Raw genomic sequence first — 19,144 nt, forward strand, 5'->3', positions numbered from 1 at the left:
TGGAGCGTATCCTATGGCATGGGTTCTCTTAACTTTTGCTGGTCTTTTTGAAATTATTTGGGTATTTGGCTTAAAGCACACCCAAGGTTTCACCCTACTTTGGCCCTCCATCTTCACCTTAGTAACTATGGGTATTAGTTTCTGGCTACTTAGCTTAGCCATGAAAACACTCCCCATGGGTACTGCTTATGGCGTCTGGGTGGGTATTGGCGCTGTCGGCACTGTCATCGTAGGCATTCTGTTTCTTAATGAAAGCAGCACTATTTGGCGCTTACTGAGTATTGCGCTAATTATTTCTGGCGTGGTGGGCTTAAAGCTCTCTTAGCCTGATGACTGATCACCTTTACTTCTATCCTTCATTGTCCATGCTAGCCACTCTATTGATTGGCTAGCATGTTATAGGAAGCAAAATGCACGATCTAAATGACCTGTATTACTTTGCAAAAGTCATTGAGCATAATGGATTCTCTGCTGCAAGCCGCGCCATTGGTATCCCCAAGTCGCGTTTGAGTCGCCGCCTTACCGCTCTAGAAGAGCAACTAGGCGCACGCCTAATTCAGCGTAACACCCGTAGCATTAAAGCCACTCAGCTTGGTGAAGCCTATTACCTGCACTGCAAAGCCATTCTTGAGCATGCCGAAGCTGCTCAATCGTTAGTCGAACGCTCCCTTGCTCGCCCCAAAGGCAGCATTCGCTTATCTTGCCCGCAGCCATTAATTGATTTCCTAATCGCCAGCAAAGTTACTGAGTTTATGACGCTCTATCCCGACGTCAATATTGAGCTTACTCCTAGTGGCCGCCGCACTGACCTAATTAAAGAGGGCTATGACCTAGCGATTCGGGTACGCTTTCCGCCCTTTGCCGATAGCGATTTGGTCATTCGCCATTTATCACGCAGCCCACAACGCCTACTCGCATCGCCTGAATTCATTAAGCAACATGGCCGCCCAAATACCCCTCAAGCGCTTGTGAATCTGCCTTCACTGGACTGGGAAAGACCAGGCAAGCAACATTGCTGGGATCTACAGCAAGCCAACACAGAAAAATATGTAATCAACCACACACCACGCTTCGTTACTGATGATTTAGTTGCCTTACGCAACGCGGCTATTTCTGGGGTTGGCCTAGTACAACTCCCTATGCTGATTGCCCATGAGGCAATCGCAGCTGGGCAACTAATCGAAATTTTGCCTCAATGGCAATTAACTGATGGAGTTATTCAAGCTGCTTTCACCTCGCGTCGCGGCATGCTACCTGCAGTTCGGGCTTTTATTGATTTTTTAGCCGATGCCTTCGCCGAAGAAGACTGGTTAACCACACCCTCTCACGCCAGCACCCAACAAACAGCCCAACGCTTACGTTTGGTGCAAGGGTAATTGCACTGGCTAGGTAAATCAGCTAACTATTTAAGGCAGTTTGGTCAGCTAAAAAGTAAGATTTTTGTTTAGGCTTAGCCTGCCTAACTGCGGTATCGGTAAGCGCCATGTACACAATCCTAAAGCATGCGTTCATGTATACACTTTTATGTACATATAAAACGTGGCTGGGTAAGGACTGAATGATACTACTAGATACCTGAAAGCCAATAAAAAAGCCCCTTTGCAGGGGCTTTAATACTTGCTAGGTCTGCTATAGACCTTTAAATGGTGCGGACGGAGAGACTCGAACTCTCACACCTCGCGGCGCCAGAACCTAAATCTGGTGTGTCTACCAATTTCACCACGTCCGCAAAACTTGCAGGTTACCCGCTTGGCGCAGATAACAAAAATATGGGGTGGACGATGGGAATCGAACCCACGACAGCAGGAATCACAATCCTGAGCTCTACCAACTGAGCTACGCCCACCATATTACTTTACCGCTACTTACCTAGATGCCTAACTTAAGTTGGCACGCCCGGCAGGGCTCGAACCTGCGACCACCCGCTTAGAAGGCGGGTGCTCTATCCAGCTGAGCTACGGGCGCCTTACTTAATCGTATGGCTTTCAGTACAGAATGCTTAGCATCTTTACTGTACCGCGCTGTTTCCAGCTCCAGGCTGTCTGGGTAAGCGGGGCGTATATTAGCACGCTTTTAATATCCGTCAACTGTTTTTTTAAAATTATTTTAAAAATAATCTGTTAGCGGGCTTTTTTGCTTATTTAATGCACAAGGGATAAATGTTTAGCCCCATGACTTTGCTATCAGTAGCGTCCATGCGAGAATAGCCTCATTTTTCACTGTAATGGCTATTACTTCCCCTATGACTGCACACATTTTAGACGGCAAACAGATTGCCGCAAGCATTCGTCAAACCATCTCTGAACAAGTGGCTCAACGCCTAGAACAAGGCCTCCGTGCGCCAGGCTTAGCTGTTATCTTAGTCGGTAGCGATCCGGCCTCTGAAGTTTATGTTGCCCATAAGCGTAAAGACTGCGAGCAAGTCGGCTTTGTTTCTAAGGCCTATGACTTACCAGAAAGCACCAGCCAAGAAGAATTACTCAATCTGATTGAACAGCTCAATAATGATTCTGAGGTCGATGGTATTTTGGTGCAACTGCCATTACCGGCCCACCTAGACTCTTCAGTGCTACTAGAGCGCATTCGTCCTGAAAAAGACGTGGATGGCTTTCACCCGTTTAATATTGGCCGCCTAGCCCAGCGCATGCCATTACTACGCCCGTGCACCCCTAAAGGTATTATTACCTTACTGGAGCACACTCAAATTGATTTGCATGGACTTAACGCAGTCATCGTTGGCGCCTCCAATATTGTCGGTCGTCCGATGGCCCTAGAACTGTTACTTGCGGGCTGTACTACCACTATCACTCACCGTTTCACCAATAACTTAGAAGAGCATGTACGCCGTGCAGATTTAGTGGTGGTGGCCGTGGGTAAGCCTGGCCTAGTTAAAGGCGAGTGGATTAAAGACGGCGCCATCGTGATTGATGTGGGCATTAACCGCACTGCAGATGGCCGCTTGATCGGTGATGTCGAGTTTGAGGTGGCCGCCCAAAAAGCCAGCTGGATTACTCCTGTACCCGGCGGCGTTGGCCCCATGACTCGCGCCTGTCTCTTAGAAAACACGCTCGAAGCCTGTGAGCACTTAGAGCAACGCTAAGCAGCTATATGGCTGATACCAAGCTGAGTGACGGCAATGTTATTGAAAGTCACTCAGCGCTATCGACCAAGGAGCTTTTATGCCTACCCCTACGGTAACACCTTCCCCACCCCTGATTCGTGAAACTTTTCCCGTTGGGCCTTTACAGTGTAACTGCACGATTATTGGTGATCCCATCAGTAAAAAAGCCTTGGTGGTTGATCCAGGCGGTGATCACGAATTTATTTTACAGCGCCTTCAAGCGCTTAACTTAACCCTAGTCAGCATTATTCACACCCACGCTCACCTAGACCATTTTCTAGCTTCTGGCTTACTCAAAGAAAAAACCGGCGCCACTTTACACCTGCATAAAGACGATAAGTTTTTATGGGATAACCTAGAGATGCAGTGCAATCTATTTGGGGTTCCCTACCAGCCCGTGCCCGCACCGGATTTATGGATCAGTGACGATGAAGAGCTCAGCTGCGGTTGTGTTGCGTTACACACCCCTGGTCATACGCCAGGCTCTATGAGCTTTTGGTTTGCGCAAGACAAGCTCTTGATTGCCGGTGACACTTTATTTAAAGGCGGGATTGGCCGTACCGATTTATGGGGTGGTGATGCTAAGGCTATTCAGCGTTCCATTCGCCAGCGCTTATACACCCTAGACGAAGAAGCCGTAGTGGTTGCTGGTCATGGACCTGACACCACCATTGGCTATGAAATGCGGCAAAATCCTTGGGTAAAAGCCTAGCTTAGTACCCCTGACGGCCTATTGCGCCGTAAGGGGTCACTGTTTTTTCCTACGGACTTTTACCTAAGGACTTAAGGACGCCGTGGCACGATTGTTAGCCACTTTGGCGTAGCTCCTTGTGCTTGTAGTTCTGGCCGATACATAGACTCCGCCCGCGGCGCCGCCAAGCGATAAGCCCCGGGGGAGACAGCTCGAGCTAAATACAGTAGATGCTGAGTGCTATCCGCCGACAAATTAAAAGATGCCACATAGCGATCATCTAAAGCGGCTTGATACTCAAGATAACTAGACTCCATGGCATTTAGCCACGTTTTTAACTCGCCTGTTACCGAATCAAGCGACGCACTTACTCGATCAAGGTTTTGGTTTTCAATCTCCAGCCCAGCGGGCAGCAAGTCTTCCACCAACAGATCAGGAATCGACTGGCTACTGCGCACCGCTAAGTGCACTACCAGCAACTGCCCACTTTCCACCTGAGTTAAATCCAAAGGCTGGCCCGCCTGATCAAAATATTGGCGCTCAATGCTCAAGCTTTGACTCTGAATGGCTTGCTCAACACTTTTTGGGTAACCAGACAGCGCTAGCTGTAAATAAACTGCTTGCTCACTCCTATTGGTGACACTAAAGCCCTCCGTATAGGCAAAAACCTGTTCCAGACTACGCTGGGCAGGCAAGCTGTGGCTCTGCCCCGCTTGGGTAACGCTTAACTCAAAACCTGCGGCCTGATCCCGAGCGGATGGCAATAGGTTTAAACTGGCCGCTGCTTTAATAATGGCAGCGCGCTCTTGGGTTGAGAGCCATGACTGACGCATGAGCTGCGCTGAAAGCTGTTGCAGGCGCTGCCCAATCGCTGCAGAAGAAGCCTTGGCCTCCACCAATAATGGCAGCATAGTGGCTAAATCACTTAGCTCAGTACCGTAATCACCAAGCCATTGCCGCGCCGGACGCTGCAACTGCAGACCCAACGATAATGCTTCAAGCGCTCGATCCTGATCACCCATCAAGCTAAGCGCCCGCGACAACTGCAGCAAAGGTACTGGCGCAACCGCCTCAGTTCGACGCTCAAATAACTCTCGTAGCTGACCTAAATTAACCTTGCCCTGTTGCGCTAACACATAACCGGCATAGGCCTGCACCGCAAAGCGATAGTGACTTAAGTTTTCGGTCGCCTCACTATCGATTAAATAACTTTCTTGAATATACCTAGCTAAACGCTGCTCAGCTTTAGTTAAGGCAGCGCTAGGCACTAAAGCCCCTTTGTTTTTCGCCAACTGCAAAAACTCGGTGGCGTAGACAGTTAACCACGGCTGTTCAGCGCCACTGCGGCTCCACATCGAAAAGCCGCCATTATAGTCTTGTAACGACAATAAACGCTCAACCCCATACTGCAACTGGGCTTGATAAGCATCCGCTTGAGTCACAGTTAATGCTTGCTCAAGATCAGCCCGCGATAGATACAATAAGGGCAATGCCCGGCTCACGGTTTGCTCAGCGCAATCATAGGGATACTCAGCCAGTTGCTTAATCTGCTGATTAATTTGTAGCGGCGGCTCTAATGCAGCGCTTAAGCCTAGCGTTGCACCCTGTAGCAATAACCCTTGATGAGCATTTTCTGCCAGGGTCCAGGTTTCATCTGGCTGTAACAGCTGCCCATAGATTCGTTTTTGTTCCTTACTATTCGGGCGCACAGTTATCGGCCAGTGTTTAGTTAACTGCGAGTAATCTTCATCGGCCAACTCAATACCAGACAGGGTTAAGTTTACTGCCCCCTCGCCAAAGCCATAATGCCCTGTTAGCGCAACAGGTATTACCTGCCGTTGCTGAGGCTTTAAGGTCAGTTGCTGAACCTCTACAGCCGTTAGTTGCAGCAGCCCAGTAGCGCTTAACTGCAGCTGCACTTGCTGTGTCTCAGCACTTAAGTTAGTTAGCTCCAACATCGCTTGCACCTGATCACCACTGCCGATAAAACGCGGCATCGCTAACTCTGCTACTACGGGAGCGACCACTTTAGTTAAGCTGTCAGTTGCACCAAACTGATCTTCTTGCCAAGCTTGCGCCATTAAACGCAGCTCACCATTAAAGTCTGGCATGGCTAAGGTAATAGTCGCTTGCCCTTGCTCATCTAATTGCACCACCTCACTTTGTAGCGAGACAATCACCGGTTTGGCTAAGGCCCGCATTGCACCTGCCTGATCCTCTGCCGCATCACCGCCAAACTTTAATTTAGCTAACTTACCTTGGCTGGCATCAATCAACTGATGGTATACATCGTACTGGTCAATGGCGTATTTTTTCCGCCCATAAAATCCAGCAAATGGATCCGGAGTATTAAAGTCAGTAATAGATAACACGCCACTATCTACCGCGCTTAACAATACCTTGGCCTGCCGTGCTGGCTGACCATCAGCCTGTAGCACCTGCACCTTAGTGGTCAGGTTTTGTAATGGACGCACCTGTTCTGCATGAGCGAGCTGCACCTGTAGCTGCCGATCAGCACGGGCTAAAGGTAAATGCATTAAGCCGATCGCTCGTTTTGGCGTTGCATCAGCTTTTTTTGCGCCTGGTCGCACCACTAAGGCGCTGATATATAAATCATGCTGCTTCCACTGCTCTGCAATCGGTAACTCAATTACCCGAGTCTCAGTGGTTAAGCTAATCGGTTGTTGCCAGAGCACACCTTGCTGCGATTCCAACAATAAATAGCCTTGGCCTGCATGGGGCGACTGTACGCTAATCTTAGCCACATCGCCTACTTGATAGGCTGGTTGATCTAAGCTGAGCGCCACCTGATCGGGCTTTAAGCCCTGACTGTCTCCCTGCCAACGATAGCCGGCCCAAAACCGCTGACTGCTGCTCACTGAGCTGCCCTCAAGGGCCACCTCTAAACGATAACTGCCCCACTTGACCGGCAGCTTAATCGCCACTGGCTGAGCATCAGTTAGCTTGATTTGCTGGCGCTCCTGCAAAATATCTTGGGCGTGATATTTACTACTCCAGCCCTGGCTTTCTGAGTAACTCCAATAATAATCGCGGCGCTCCTGATATAGCTTTACAGTTAACTCGCCGCTATTGAGCGCCTGTCCTTCACGATCAGTGAGCAGCAGTTCAAACTCGGCTTCAGCGTTTTCTTCTAACTCGTTGCCTTGCAAGCTATGAATACCAATCAACTGCTCGGTTGGAAAAATGGGCTGCTGTAAAGTCCGCGTAAGAGCACGCCCCGAGCTTTCTAAAAGACTGACTTGCGTTTGTAATTGTGCTGGAGAGTCTAAGTTTTGCCACTGGGCATTTAGGCTCAACCGGCCTTGGCCTTGTGCATCTAAGCGCACACTATTTAGGGTAAAATTATCACTGGGCTTAGCATCAACTAGGCCAAACTCAAAGCCTTTAAGCTCGGCAAATGGCTGTCTTAATGGCACCACGCGAGCCTGCGCCTCGACACTATTACCATCCGCAGGAGCACCATATAAATAGCGCCCTTTAACTGTGATCACTAAGTCCGTCTCCCCAGTCAGTACTGGTCGATCAGGCGTTAAATCCAAAGCCATCCGCTCGGGTAAAAAATCCTCTACACTAAACTCATAGTGGCTTACTTGGCCATTACCTAATTCGGCCTCTAAAGCCCAGCGGCCGACAGGTGTCCCCTGACTTAAGGCAATAGTTTCCTGTAAAAAACCCTTGCTAACGATGTAAGTTTTATCGGCGGTGACTAAGCCATCGGGGCGCTTAACCCGTAGCTTAATTGGCTGTTCACCGAGCAATTGACCATCACTATCACGCAATAATAAATTCACCGTGACCTGCTCACCAGGGCGATATAGATCGCGTGCAGCAAATAAATACAGCTGCATAGCGCCCGCTTCAGCCCCACTAAGATCAAAGGCTGATAAATCTAAAGCAGCACGATCTAAACGCACGATACTGGTTTGTTGTTGATAGGTAGCGATGACCGCCGCTGCTTTGGGCGCAGCATTTAATCGTAAAATACCTTGGCTATCGGTCAGTCCTTGCTCAAGGGTTTTACCGGCCTGATCCAGTACCCGCACCTCAACTTTAGACATCCCAGCACCTTGGGTTAGGTTTTGACTAAAGATATCTAAATACTGCGCCGACTGATGCACCGATAAGCCTATGTTGCTTATCGAGAACACTGTGGCTGGCAGACTGTAGCTGTAATCACCGGCTGGGCGCAGCACTGCAAAATACAAGCCAGCTTCAGACAACGGTTTGATGCCCGCTAACGGCAGTAAGCTTTGCTCACGTGTATTGGTCGTTGTTTCTAAGGCAAAACGGCCGCTATACACTAACTCGGCCATTTTTAATAAGGATTCTGCTTGCCATAGCTCAAGGCGATTATTGTCCGACCACTGACTAATAAACGGCAATAACTTATCGGCTTTGACCCGAAAAAAATCCACTTCAACCTGATCCACATTCAGACTGATAATGGGTAAACCTTCTGCCATAGCTTCCGGCAGTAAACTGCCTTTACTGGCAAACCCAACGACCGCCTGTAAATCATTACTGGTTAATTGCTGTTGATACTCTTTATTTAAAATTTGCCCTCCTAAACCGGGTAACCCTGCTTTGATTTGTAGCTGTAATTTAGTCGCTGGTGGCAAATCAAGAAAGTAAGCTTCGGTAAGCGACTCGGCTAATACCCAGCTACTTTCTAAACGCCCTTGTTCACTGTCGGCTAACACTAAGTACTGAGCCAGATCCACAGTGTCTGCCAAGGGCGCGCTAAAACTTACTTGCAGCGCATTACTCCCCTGAAACTGGGTTTCTTCTACATTTTGTACGGTCAATGGCTGCTGTTGGTACTCCGCTATTAAATGGGCACGGGCTTCAGCGGTCAGCGGCTGCCGTGGTTCCAGTAAGTCGTTAGATTTAGTTGTAGCGGGAGGCGTTGCCTGCTCAGAATCGCAGCCTTGGAGCACTAATAATGAAGCAATAAAGGTGAGGATTGCTAAGTATTTCATAAACCGCCCGCCAAAAAGAGTAGCCCCAAAACTGGGGTAGAAGGCATTCATCATAGCGGAATATCAGCCAGATCGCGCCCTCGTTTTCTCAACTGTGCGCTCCTGCCACTTACCCTCCTGTATAACCAAAGCATCTAGTTATAGCTTAATTTATTACTTCAGACTCTTAACAGCCACTGCTAGCCTGCTGTACCTAATTAGTCAAAGCACCATGATTCGCTTCAATGGATATGCTAAGCAACACACTCTTTAGCCTGTGAGAATACAAGCACTATGTATAAATATGATCAGTATGATCAACAACTGGTTGAGCAACGGGTGGCGCAATTTCGTGAGCAAACCGAGCGTTATCTTGCCGGTACCTTAAGCGAGGAAGAATACCTGCCGCTACGCTTACAAAATGGGCTGTATGTGCAGCGTTACGCCCCGATGCTACGAATTGCTGTGCCCTACGGCTTAATGTCTAGCGCTCAGCTACGCATGTTGGCCACAATTAGTCGCCGTTACGATAAAGGCTATGCCCATATCACTACCCGCACCAACGTGCAGCTCAACTGGCCAGAAATTAAAGATGTGCCCGATATTTTAGCGCAACTGGCCAGTGTGCAAATGCACGCTATTCAGACCAGTGGCAACTGTATTCGCAACACCACTACCGATCAGTTTGCAGGAGTAGCCCGCGATGAAGTGGTGGATCCACGGCCGTGGTGCGAGATTATTCGTCAATGGTCCACCTTCCATCCTGAGTTTTTACGCTTACCACGTAAATTCAAAATTGCCGTTAATGGCTGCGCCCAAGACCGGGCTGCCATTGAAGTACATGATATTGGCATTGAAGCCCTTAAAAATGCCCAAGGTGAACTCGGCTTTAAAATTTTAGTAGGGGGTGGACTTGGTCGAACGCCAATTATTGGTAGTGTAATTAATGAGTTTTTACCCTGGCCGCATCTCTTAAGCTACTTAGAAGCAGTATTGCGGGTCTATAACCGCTTTGGTCGCCGTGATAATAAATATAAAGCACGTATCAAAATTTTAGTTAAAGCCTTAACCCCTGAAGGATTTGCCGAAAAAGTGGCCGCAGAATGGCAGCACTTAAAAGATGGGCCCATTACCCTCAATGAACAAGAAGTAGCGCGGGTTTCGGCACATTTTGTTGATCCGGCCTATCTGCCCCTTAATGACGAAGCTGAGCTACTGGCGCAGCAATTTACTGAGCACCCAGGTTTTCAGCGGTGGTACTCACGTAATGTGACTGCACACAAAAAGCCAGGTTACGTGGCTGTAACCTTATCGCTGAAAAAAACCGGTATTGCACCTGGCGATATTACTGCTGATCAGCTGGATGCGGTTGCTGAGTTAGCTGATCGCTATAGTTTTTCTGAGGTACGCAATACCCATGAACAAAATATGGTGCTGGCTGACGTCGAGCAGCGCCAGCTGTTTGCATTGTGGCAAGCATTAAAAAGTCTAGGTTTTGCTACGCCTAATATTGGTTTGTTGACCGATATTATTTGCTGCCCAGGTGGTGACTTCTGCGCCCTAGCCAATGCCAAATCAATTCCAATTGCCGAGGCAATTCAACAGCGTTTTGCTGATCTTGATTATCTATTTGATATTGGTGATCTTGATCTCAATATTTCTGGCTGCATGAATGCCTGTGGCCACCACCACGTAGGCAATATTGGTATTTTAGGCGTAGATAAAAAAGGCGCTGAGTTTTATCAAGTCTCTATTGGTGGCGAAAGTGGACGACATGCCAAACTAGGCAAAATCCTCGGCCCTTCCTTTGCCCAAGAAGATATGCCCGACGTAATTAACAAACTGATTGACGTCTACCTTGAGCAGCGCACCGAAGAAGAGCTGTTTATTGATACCTACCAACGGATTGGCCTTAGCCCATTTAAGGAGCGTGTCTATGCAAGTGCTGATTAACCCGCAGCATCAGGTAATAGCGAACGACTGGTTACTACTCAGCGCTGAAACTGAACTGACTGCCGAATACCTCGCTCAGTTGGCAGGGAAAAACCTACTGGTGCCCAGTGCGCTGTGGTCTGTCGTTCACCAAGCCCTTGCAGGTAATGCTAACCTTGGATTGTACCTAGAAAGTCATGAGCTCATTGAACAGCTAATTGAAGAGTTAAAGCCTGCACTGCTGCGACAGCCACTAATTGCTTTGAACTTTGCCAGCTTTACCGATGGTCGGCACTTTACCAATGCGCGCTTGCTCCGTGAGCGTTATCAGTTTAATGGTGAAATTCGCGCCATTGGCGATGTCGCTGTCGATCAGCTGTTTTATTTACAGCGCTGCGGCTTTAATAGCTTTACGGTTCAAGCCGCGGATCAAACGCTTGCTTTAACCCAGCTAAACGCTCATCAGCCCAGCTATCAAGCGGCTTGTGATGAGCACTTGCCGCTGTATCGGCGACGTCTAGCGCTCTAAAATAAAGGCCCCATTTGCTCGGCTTATGGGGCCTTTTGCTGCGCTTAAGTTATCTGCTCTTTACGTGTTAACGACGTTTCTTGCCGCCGGTTAAAGAACCTAAAATACCTCGCACAATTTGATTACTGATGCGGTTAACCGCTTGACGAATAGTGGTTTGCATCACCTTACCGGCAAAGTCAGTCACCGCACCGCCCGCCACTTCAGCCAGGCTGCCAGACTTCGTTGCCTTGGAATTAACCGGTGGTTGCGCGGCTTGATCAGCAGCGGCTTGTTCAGCTCGGGCACTTAAAATCTCGTAGGCCGACTCACGATCAAAAGGCTTATCATAGCGTCCAGATAAAGGCGAACGGCGCATCACCTCACTGCGCTCCTGCTCGGTTAGCGGTCCAACCCGTGATTGCGGCGGTGCCACGGCTAACGACTGCACCCTAGTTGGCATCCCTTTCGGCTCTAAACTACCAAACAAGGCCTCACCAATCCCCAGCTCAGTTAGCATCGTTAAGCTATCAATTTCAGGGTTGGGGCGAAAACCATCGGCCACTGCCCGCAATGCCTTTTGCTCCTTAGCGGTAAAAGCCCGTAATCCATGCTGCACACGCATACCCAGCTGAGCTAAAATTTCATCAGGCAAATCTGCTGGCGACTGAGTAACAAAATACACGCCTACGCCCTTCGAGCGAATTAAGCGCACCACTTGCTCTAACCGATCACGCAAGGCTTTTGGGGTGCCCTTAAACAGCAAATGCGCCTCATCAAAAAATAGCGCTAATAGCGGTTTGTCTGCATCACCTCGCTCAGGTAGCTGCTCAAACAATTCAGCCAGTAACCAAAGTAAAAAAGTGGCGTACACCTTAGGCGCGTCATGAATTAAGCGTGCGGCATCTAATAAATGGATACGTCCTCGCCCATCTGGATCGGGCCGTAGTAAGTCTTCTAACTCAAGGCCTGGCTCACCAAAAAAGTGTTCGATCCCCTGTTGCTCTAAAATCGCTACCTTACGCAGTAACGCATTGGCAGACTGACGCGTAAATAGCGCTTTATCTTCACCTAACGCTTCTGGCGTATCGAGCAAATAGTTCATTAGCGCTTTAAGGTCTTTCACATCCAGCAGCAATAAACCATCACGATCAGCAATCTTAAACACGGTGTATAGCACGGCTTGCTGGCTATCGGTTAACTCTAATAAGTTACCCAATAATAACGGCCCCATATCACTGAGCGTAGTGCGCATTGGGTGACCGCTTTCACCGTAGATATCCCACAGACTCACAGGATAGGCTTTAGGCGTGTGCTCTAGCCAAGGCATAGAAGCAATGCGCTCGGCAATTTTACCTTTAGGCTCACCTTGCGCCGCAATACCGCAGAGGTCACCTTTTACATCAGCCGCAAATACAGCCACCCCTGCCTCACTAAAAGCCTCGGCTAAGCGTTGCAAAGTAACGGTTTTACCGGTTCCAGTCGCCCCAGCAATAATGCCATGCCGATTAGCTAAACGTAATAAATGACCCAGCGGCTGATTGTGCTGATCTGCGCCTAATAATAGGATGTCTTCAGTCGGCATAAATAGGTGCTCCTGCTTGCAGTAAAAAGCCGCGATCAACGCGGCTTCTAAGGTACTGTATTAATCAAATACCACTGTTTTATTATCGTGAATAATAACTCGATCTTCCAAGTGATAGCGTAAACCACGCGCCAGCACCATTTTTTCTACATCTTTACCTTGGCGTACCATATCAACAATGGTATCGCGGTGACTGACTCGCGCCACATCTTGCTCAATAATTGGGCCCGCGTCTAAATCTTGGGTGACATAGTGACAGGTTGCACCAATTAACTTCACTCCGCGCACTGCAGCCTGATGATAGGGTTTAGCGCCAATAAAGGAGGGCAAGAAACTATGGTGAATATTAATCACTTGGCCAGCATATTTTTCACATAAGTCTGGCGGGAGAATTTGCATATAGCGCGCCAGCACCACGCAATCTGCCTGATGCTCATCAATTAACCGACTCACTTCATCAAATGCTGGCTGCTTATCTTTAGGATTCACCGGAACATGGAAAAACGGGATACCATGCCATTCCACCATGCTACGTAAGTCATCATGGTTGGCAATCACGCAAGGAATATCGCAGTCCAGCTCATTACGCGCCCAGCGGTGTAACAGATCAGCTAAGCAATGGGAGTCACGGCTTGCCATCAATACCACACGCTTTTTCACTGCCGAATCAGTCACATTCCACTGCATAGAAAATTCATTGGCAATCGGTGCAAAGGCTTGTTTAAAGCCATCTAAATCAAATGGCAAAGACTCTGCGCGAATTTCATGGCGCATAAAAAACCAGCCGCTTTGCTCATCTGAGTGGTGACTGGCTTGATGAATCCAACCATTATAGGTGGCTAAAAAATTACTCACCTTGGCCACAATACCTACACGGTCAGGACAGGCAATCGTCAAGCGAAACGTTCGCATGCACTATTACTCCAAAAACTATAATTAACTCAAATAAATCTTGATGACTGCAAAACGCTTAGCAGCAACAGCGCCAATGATTACTAAAAATCATCCACTACATCGCCGTCATTCACTCGATATTCGCGGTTTTGCAAATAAGCGTTACGAATAAAGCGATAACGATCGCCAGTCATATAGCGCTCTAATGGAATCAACTTGGCACGGGTATCTACCACATCTAATGCAAAGCTGCTATTGCGTACCGGAACATCATTAATGTAGCGATAAGGGCTGTTATAACTATCTGGCAATTTACCAAGCGCATCGCGCACTGTGCTGGGGCCAAAAAATGGCAACACCAGATAAGGACCACTGCTGACCCCCCACTTACCTAAGGTTTGCCCGAAGTCTTCTTGGTTACGCTGCAACCCCATTTTGGTTGCCACATCAAAAAAACCCAGTAAGCCAAAGGTGGTGTTAAACAGAAAACGCGCCGTATCGACACCGGCCTCGTGCATTTTACCCTGCACCAGGTTGTTAGCTAGATTACGAAATTCACCCACATTCTGAAACATATTGTGGATACCGTCCTCTACGGGATCCGGCGTAATTTTACGATACCCAGCAGCCAAAGGTCGTAGCGCCCAACGGTCTAAGGTGTCATTAAAGACAAATACCTTGCGGTTGAAGCTTTCCCAAGGATCAGCTGCTTTTTCTGCGGCCTCCCAAGGTAGATCTTGGTCCTCATCCCACTCTTCTTCTGCTAAGACTTGCGTACTGCTGAGTAAAGCAGCAGCGGCCAAGCTCAAACTTACACGGCCGAATCTATTACGCATGGTGCGTCTCCATTAATAATTAAATCGGTCTGCAGCCTAACGCTGACTGCAGACCCTCTGAGTTACTCAGCTAAGCGCCAACCAGTACCGCCCTTTCCATCTTCCAGCACAACGCCCATGGCGGTCAGCTGGTCACGAATCCGGTCAGACTCAGCCCAGTCCTTAGCTTCACGTGCGGCAATTCTCTGCTCAATCAGCGCTTCTACGGCAGCAGCATCCACCTTATTAGCAGCGCCAGCTTTCAAATAGGCTTCAGGCTCCATTTGCAAGACACCCAAAACGCCTGCTAATTCACGCATACATGCAGCTAATGCTGCCGCTGCTGATAGATCAGTGCTACGCAAACGATTGACTTCCCGAGCCATATCAAACAGAACCGCACAGGCTTCAGGCGAATTAAAGTCATCATCCATTGCCTGATTAAAGCGCTCAACAAAACTTTCACCACCGCTCGCTGGCACTTCAGGCAAGCCTTTTAGGGCATTATAAAAGCGTTCTAACGCTGAGCGCGCCTCACGCAGGCTATCTTCTGAATAGTTGATTGGACTGCGATAGTGGCTGGCCACCAATAAATAGCGAACTACTTCAGGGTGATACTTAGCCAGTACTTCACGGATAGTGAAAAAGTTGCCTAAAGACTTTGACATTTTCTCACCATCCACCCGTACCGCGCCGGCATGCATCCACGTTGCGGCATATTGTTTGCCGGTTGCTGCTTCACTTTGGGCAATTTCATTTTCATGGTGAGGGAAAACTAAATCTGGCCCACCGCCATGAATATCAAAGCTATCGCCAAGGCAGCAAGTAGACATCACCGAGCACTCAATATGCCAGCCTGGGCGTCCCTCTCCCCAAGGCGAAGTCCAACTAGGTTCACCGGGCTTAGCGGCCTTCCAGAGCACAAAGTCCAGTGGACTTTCTTTGGCTTCATCCACTTCAACCCGCGCACCACTTTGTAAGTCATCCAGTTTACGGCGCGACAGCTTGCCATACTCGGTGAACTTATGAACCCGATAATACACATCACCGTTGCCAGGCGCGTAGGCATAACCTTTATCAATTAGGGTTTGAATCATTTGAAACATGCCATCGATATGCCCTGTTGCTCGCGGCTCCTGATCAGGACGCAGGACATTTAAGCGTGCTTCGTCTTCATGCATCGCGGCAATCATACGCTCGGTTAAGGCGGTAAAAGGCTCACCATTTTCTACCGCACGCTGAATAATTTTGTCGTCAATATCAGTGATATTACGCACATAATTAACTTCATAGCCGCGGTGACGTAACCAACGGGTGACCACATCGAAAGCCACCATGACTCTCGCATGCCCAATATGACAGTAGTCATATACGGTCATACCGCACACATACATGCGCACTTGATTACCCACTAAGGGTTTAAATAACTCTTTTTGTTTTGTCAGCGTATTGTAAATCGCTAAACCCATTACTGCCCCCATGAATCACGCAAAGTTACGGTCCGGTTAAATACCAAGTGATCAGCACTGCTGTCTTCGCTATCTAAACAAAAGTAACCTTCACGCTCAAACTGAAAGCCTTGCCCTACTTCTGCGCTCGCCAATGAAGGCTCGGCGCGGCAACCGGTTAATACCGTTAACGAGTTAGGATTGATATTGTCTAAGAACGACTCGGCATCGCTACCATCTTCGTTTTTATCAGGGTTAGCTGTTTTAAATAAGCGATCATATAAGCGCACTTCACACTCAACACTTTCTGCCGCCGGCACCCAGTGAATGACTCCCTTTACCTTACGGCCTTCAGGGTTTTTGCCTAGGGTGTTTTCATCATAGCTGCAGCGCAGTTCAATAATGTTGCCATCCGCATCGCGGATCGCTTCATCTGCGCGAATCACGTAACTGCCACGCAAGCGCACTTCACCGCCTGGGACTAAACGCTTAAAGCCTTTTGGTGGCTCTTCTTCGTAATCACTGGCGTCAATATACAGCTCGCGAGAGAACGGCAAGGTACGGGTTCCCATATCTTGCTTCGGGTGGCGCGGTAATTCTAGCTGCTCAACCTGACCTTCTGGGTAGTTAGTAATGACCACCTTAATTGGATTCAGCACACACATTGCACGACTGGCATTGGCATCAAGGTCCTCACGAATACAGAACTCCAGCATCCCCATATCGACAATACCACCAGCACGGTTAACCCCGATCATATCGCAGAAATTGCGAATCGACGCTGGGGTATAGCCACGACGACGGAAGCCGCTAATGGTGGACATCCGTGGATCATTCCAACCATTCACATGACCTTCATCCACTAACAGTTTTAACTTACGCTTACTGGTAATGGTGTAGTTCAGGTTTAAACGGGCAAACTCATACTGACGCGGATGCGCCGGAACCGGTAACTGCTCTAAGAACCACTCATACAATGGACGGTGATCTTCAAACTCTAAAGTACACATTGAGTGGGTGATCAACTCAATGGCATCAGATTGGCCATGGGTAAAGTCATAACTTGGATAAATGCACCACTTATCACCGGTTTGATGGTGATGGGCATGACGAATCCGGTAAAGGATTGGATCGCGCAGGTTCATGTTAGGCGATGCCATATCAATTTTAGCGCGCAATGCGCGCGCACCGTCTGCAAACTCACCGGCTTTCATCCGGGCAAATAAATCTAAGTTTTCTGCTACTGAACGCTCACGAAATGGGCTGTTTTTACCCGGCTCAGTTAGGCTGCCACGGTATTCACGTGCCTGCTCAGGTGAGAGATCGCAAACGTACGCTTTACCTTGTTCAATTAAATATACGGCCCACTCGTGCAACTGATCAAAGTAATCAGAGGCATAACGCACCTCGCCATCCCACTGAAAACCTAACCAACGAACATCGTCTTTAATTGACTCGACGTATTCAAGATCTTCTTTAGCTGGGTTAGTATCGTCAAAACGTAAGTGACACACGCCGCCAAACTCTTCTGCCATGCCAAAGTTTAAACAGATAGACTTAGCATGACCGATATGCAAATAACCATTAGGTTCGGGTGGAAAACGCGTCACAATGCTTTGATGCTTTCCTGACTCAAGATCATCACGAATAATGGTACGAAGAAAGTTAGCGGCAACCGTTACAGTAGAATCTGGCTTACTCATGGGATTCCTAGCAATATCGAATTTGGCAGCCAAGGTAGGCTGAACGAAATAAAGGGCTTATCATACCTGAACAGGTCAGCTTGCTGACAGTTCTATGTATCTTTTGACATTTTGGATTTTATTTACATGATTAAATTACACACCAATCACGGCGTTATCACGATTAAACTCTTTGCTGACCAAGCGCCTGAAACCTGCGCCAACTTTAGCCAATACGTCAAAGAAGGTCATTACGACAATACAATTTTTCACCGTGTTATCAATAACTTTATGATTCAAGGCGGTGGCTTTGAAGCTGGGATGGTGCAAAAAAACACCCGTGCCCCCATTAAAAACGAAGCCAATAACGGCCTCTCCAACAAAACTGGGACGCTTGCCATGGCACGCACCATGGACCCTCACTCAGCTTCAGCGCAGTTTTTTATTAACGTCAGCGACAACACCTTCCTTGACCACACCGCACCAACCACCCAAGGCTGGGGGTATGCTGTTTTTGGTGAGGTGGTTGAGGGCATGGACGTGGTCAATCAAATTAAAGCGGTTGAGACCACCACCCGTGCTGGCCACCAAGATGTGCCACGCGATGATGTAATCATTGAAAAAGCTGAGATTGTTGAGTGATTTTATTCATCTCTGATCTGCATCTGCAAGAACAACGCCCGGATATTAGCCGGGCGTTTTTCAACTTTCTCCAGCAACACGCCCGCCACGCTCAGCAGCTGTATATTTTAGGCGACTTTTTTGAGGTTTGGATTGGCGATGATGCCATGAGCGAATTTCAGCAACAGGTTGCCCACGCCCTGAAGCAACTGAGCCAACATGGCTGCCAAGTTTTTTTAATGCATGGCAACCGCGACTTTTTAATCGGCCAGCAATTTTGCCAGCTCGCAGGCTGTACTTTACTGCCTGATCCTAGCGTTATTCAGATTCAACAAACGCCTATTTTACTCAGCCATGGCGATCTTTTGTGCACCGAAGATGTGGAATATTTAAAGATGCGCCGTATCCTGCGCAACCCCCTAGCACTTTTTATTCTACGTCATTTGCCGCTAACCCTTCGCCATAAGCTCGCTCGCGGACTACGTAATCAAAGTCAGTCACGCACTTCAATGAAAGCGGCCAGCATCACCGATGTCACCCCCGAAGCGGTGGCACCTTTTATGCAAAAATATGGTGTTCACACATTAATTCATGGGCATACCCATCGCCCAGCCAAGCACGCAGTCATCCTAAACAATCAACAACCGGCCACCCGAATTGTGCTGGGCGATTGGGATAAAGCCCTGTGGTATCTGCGCTGCGATCCGCAACAAAGTCCTTTAACCTTTAGCTTGCAACAAGCGCCAATCACTGCTTTACCTTAAGGTAAAGATACTCCCTAACGTATTGATTTATAGCGAGTAAAGTCATTAGTCGAATTGCCAGTTTTTTCCTAACTAGCGTATAACGTGGCCAACGCCATAGCAGT

The 19,144-nt window shown here is 48.4% G+C and carries 14 protein-coding genes and 3 tRNA genes; 8 read left to right on the forward strand and 9 right to left on the reverse strand.

From position 1 onward, the window contains the following. The first annotated feature begins 13 nt into the window (after positions 1–13). Both AKN87_RS03515 and AKN87_RS03520 read left to right on the forward strand, forming a co-directional pair. Positions 14–325, forward strand: coding sequence for a DMT family transporter (locus tag AKN87_RS03515; RefSeq protein ID WP_053102482.1), 312 nt, complete (start codon positions 14–16; stop codon positions 323–325). An 85-nt stretch (positions 326–410) separates the two neighbouring features. Continuing rightward, on the forward strand, positions 411–1,376 hold the full coding sequence (locus tag AKN87_RS03520; protein WP_053102483.1) for a LysR substrate-binding domain-containing protein: 966 nt from the start codon (positions 411–413) through the stop codon (positions 1,374–1,376). Positions 1,377–1,644: 268 nt separating this feature from the next. Here the strand turns inward: AKN87_RS03520 and AKN87_RS03525 are convergent. From AKN87_RS03525 to AKN87_RS03535, 3 genes are all read right to left on the reverse strand, one after another. Beyond that, positions 1,645–1,729, reverse strand: a tRNA-Leu gene (locus AKN87_RS03525). Between the two features lie 41 nt (positions 1,730–1,770). Continuing rightward, positions 1,771–1,846: transfer RNA gene (locus AKN87_RS03530), tRNA-His, on the reverse strand. Between the two features lie 42 nt (positions 1,847–1,888). Then, positions 1,889–1,965, reverse strand: a tRNA-Arg gene (locus AKN87_RS03535). A 277-nt stretch (positions 1,966–2,242) separates the two neighbouring features. On the opposite strand from AKN87_RS03535, the gene folD reads away from it, so the two are divergent. Both folD and AKN87_RS03545 read left to right on the forward strand, forming a co-directional pair. Then, positions 2,243–3,100 (forward strand): bifunctional methylenetetrahydrofolate dehydrogenase/methenyltetrahydrofolate cyclohydrolase FolD, encoded by an 858-nt coding sequence (gene folD, locus AKN87_RS03540; RefSeq protein WP_053099647.1) that lies wholly within the window; start codon positions 2,243–2,245, stop codon positions 3,098–3,100. A 79-nt stretch (positions 3,101–3,179) separates the two neighbouring features. Beyond that, positions 3,180–3,833 carry an MBL fold metallo-hydrolase gene (locus AKN87_RS03545; protein WP_053102484.1) on the forward strand — a complete coding sequence of 218 codons (654 nt, stop codon included), beginning with the start codon at positions 3,180–3,182 and terminating at the stop codon, positions 3,831–3,833. A 71-nt stretch (positions 3,834–3,904) separates the two neighbouring features. On the opposite strand, the gene AKN87_RS03550 is transcribed toward AKN87_RS03545, so the two are convergent. Continuing rightward, complete coding sequence (locus AKN87_RS03550) at positions 3,905–8,812, reverse strand: alpha-2-macroglobulin family protein (protein ID WP_053102485.1); 4,908 nt, start codon at positions 8,810–8,812, stop codon at positions 3,905–3,907. A 273-nt stretch (positions 8,813–9,085) separates the two neighbouring features. On the opposite strand from AKN87_RS03550, the gene AKN87_RS03555 reads away from it, so the two are divergent. Together AKN87_RS03555 and AKN87_RS03560 are read left to right on the forward strand one after the other, a co-directional pair. After that, on the forward strand, positions 9,086–10,744 hold the full coding sequence (locus AKN87_RS03555; protein WP_053102486.1) for a nitrite/sulfite reductase: 1,659 nt from the start codon (positions 9,086–9,088) through the stop codon (positions 10,742–10,744). Continuing rightward, the gene (locus tag AKN87_RS03560; protein WP_053102487.1) at positions 10,728–11,252 is read left to right on the forward strand and encodes a DUF934 domain-containing protein; all 525 of its coding nucleotides are present in this window, start codon (positions 10,728–10,730) and stop codon (positions 11,250–11,252) included. The genes AKN87_RS03555 and AKN87_RS03560 overlap by 17 nt, the downstream gene beginning before the upstream one ends. 67 nt (positions 11,253–11,319) lie before the next feature. Here AKN87_RS03560 and AKN87_RS03565 read toward each other — a convergent pair whose 3' ends face one another. From AKN87_RS03565 to AKN87_RS03585, 5 genes are all read right to left on the reverse strand, one after another. Then, complete coding sequence (locus AKN87_RS03565) at positions 11,320–12,816, reverse strand: helicase HerA-like domain-containing protein (protein WP_053102488.1); 1,497 nt, start codon at positions 12,814–12,816, stop codon at positions 11,320–11,322. A 60-nt stretch (positions 12,817–12,876) separates the two neighbouring features. Continuing rightward, complete coding sequence (gene purU, locus AKN87_RS03570; RefSeq protein WP_053102489.1) at positions 12,877–13,728, reverse strand: formyltetrahydrofolate deformylase; 852 nt, start codon at positions 13,726–13,728, stop codon at positions 12,877–12,879. Positions 13,729–13,811: 83 nt separating this feature from the next. After that, positions 13,812–14,546, reverse strand: coding sequence for an MlaA family lipoprotein (locus AKN87_RS03575; RefSeq protein ID WP_053102490.1), 735 nt, complete (start codon positions 14,544–14,546; stop codon positions 13,812–13,814). 62 nt (positions 14,547–14,608) lie between these two features. Further along, positions 14,609–15,994: a cysteine--tRNA ligase gene (gene cysS / locus AKN87_RS03580; protein WP_053102491.1), complete on the reverse strand. Its 1,386-nt coding sequence runs from the start codon at positions 15,992–15,994 to the stop codon at positions 14,609–14,611. Beyond that, a complete protein-coding gene (locus AKN87_RS03585) occupies positions 15,994–17,676 on the reverse strand; it encodes a glutamine--tRNA ligase/YqeY domain fusion protein (protein WP_053099656.1) in 1,683 nt (560 codons plus the stop codon). The genes cysS and AKN87_RS03585 overlap by 1 nt, the downstream gene beginning before the upstream one ends. A 126-nt stretch (positions 17,677–17,802) precedes the next feature. Between AKN87_RS03585 and AKN87_RS03590 the strand changes: the two genes are divergently transcribed. Together AKN87_RS03590 and AKN87_RS03595 are read left to right on the forward strand one after the other, a co-directional pair. Further along, positions 17,803–18,297 carry a peptidylprolyl isomerase gene (locus AKN87_RS03590; RefSeq protein ID WP_053099657.1) on the forward strand — a complete coding sequence of 165 codons (495 nt, stop codon included), beginning with the start codon at positions 17,803–17,805 and terminating at the stop codon, positions 18,295–18,297. Continuing rightward, complete coding sequence (locus AKN87_RS03595; protein ID WP_053102492.1) at positions 18,294–19,040, forward strand: UDP-2,3-diacylglucosamine diphosphatase; 747 nt, start codon at positions 18,294–18,296, stop codon at positions 19,038–19,040. The genes AKN87_RS03590 and AKN87_RS03595 overlap by 4 nt, the downstream gene beginning before the upstream one ends. The last annotated feature ends 104 nt before the right edge of the window (positions 19,041–19,144 follow it).

Origin of the sequence: Thiopseudomonas alkaliphila (genome assembly GCF_001267175.1) — a bacterium.
GTDB classification, from domain to species: Bacteria; Pseudomonadota; Gammaproteobacteria; order Pseudomonadales; family Pseudomonadaceae; genus Oblitimonas; species Oblitimonas alkaliphila.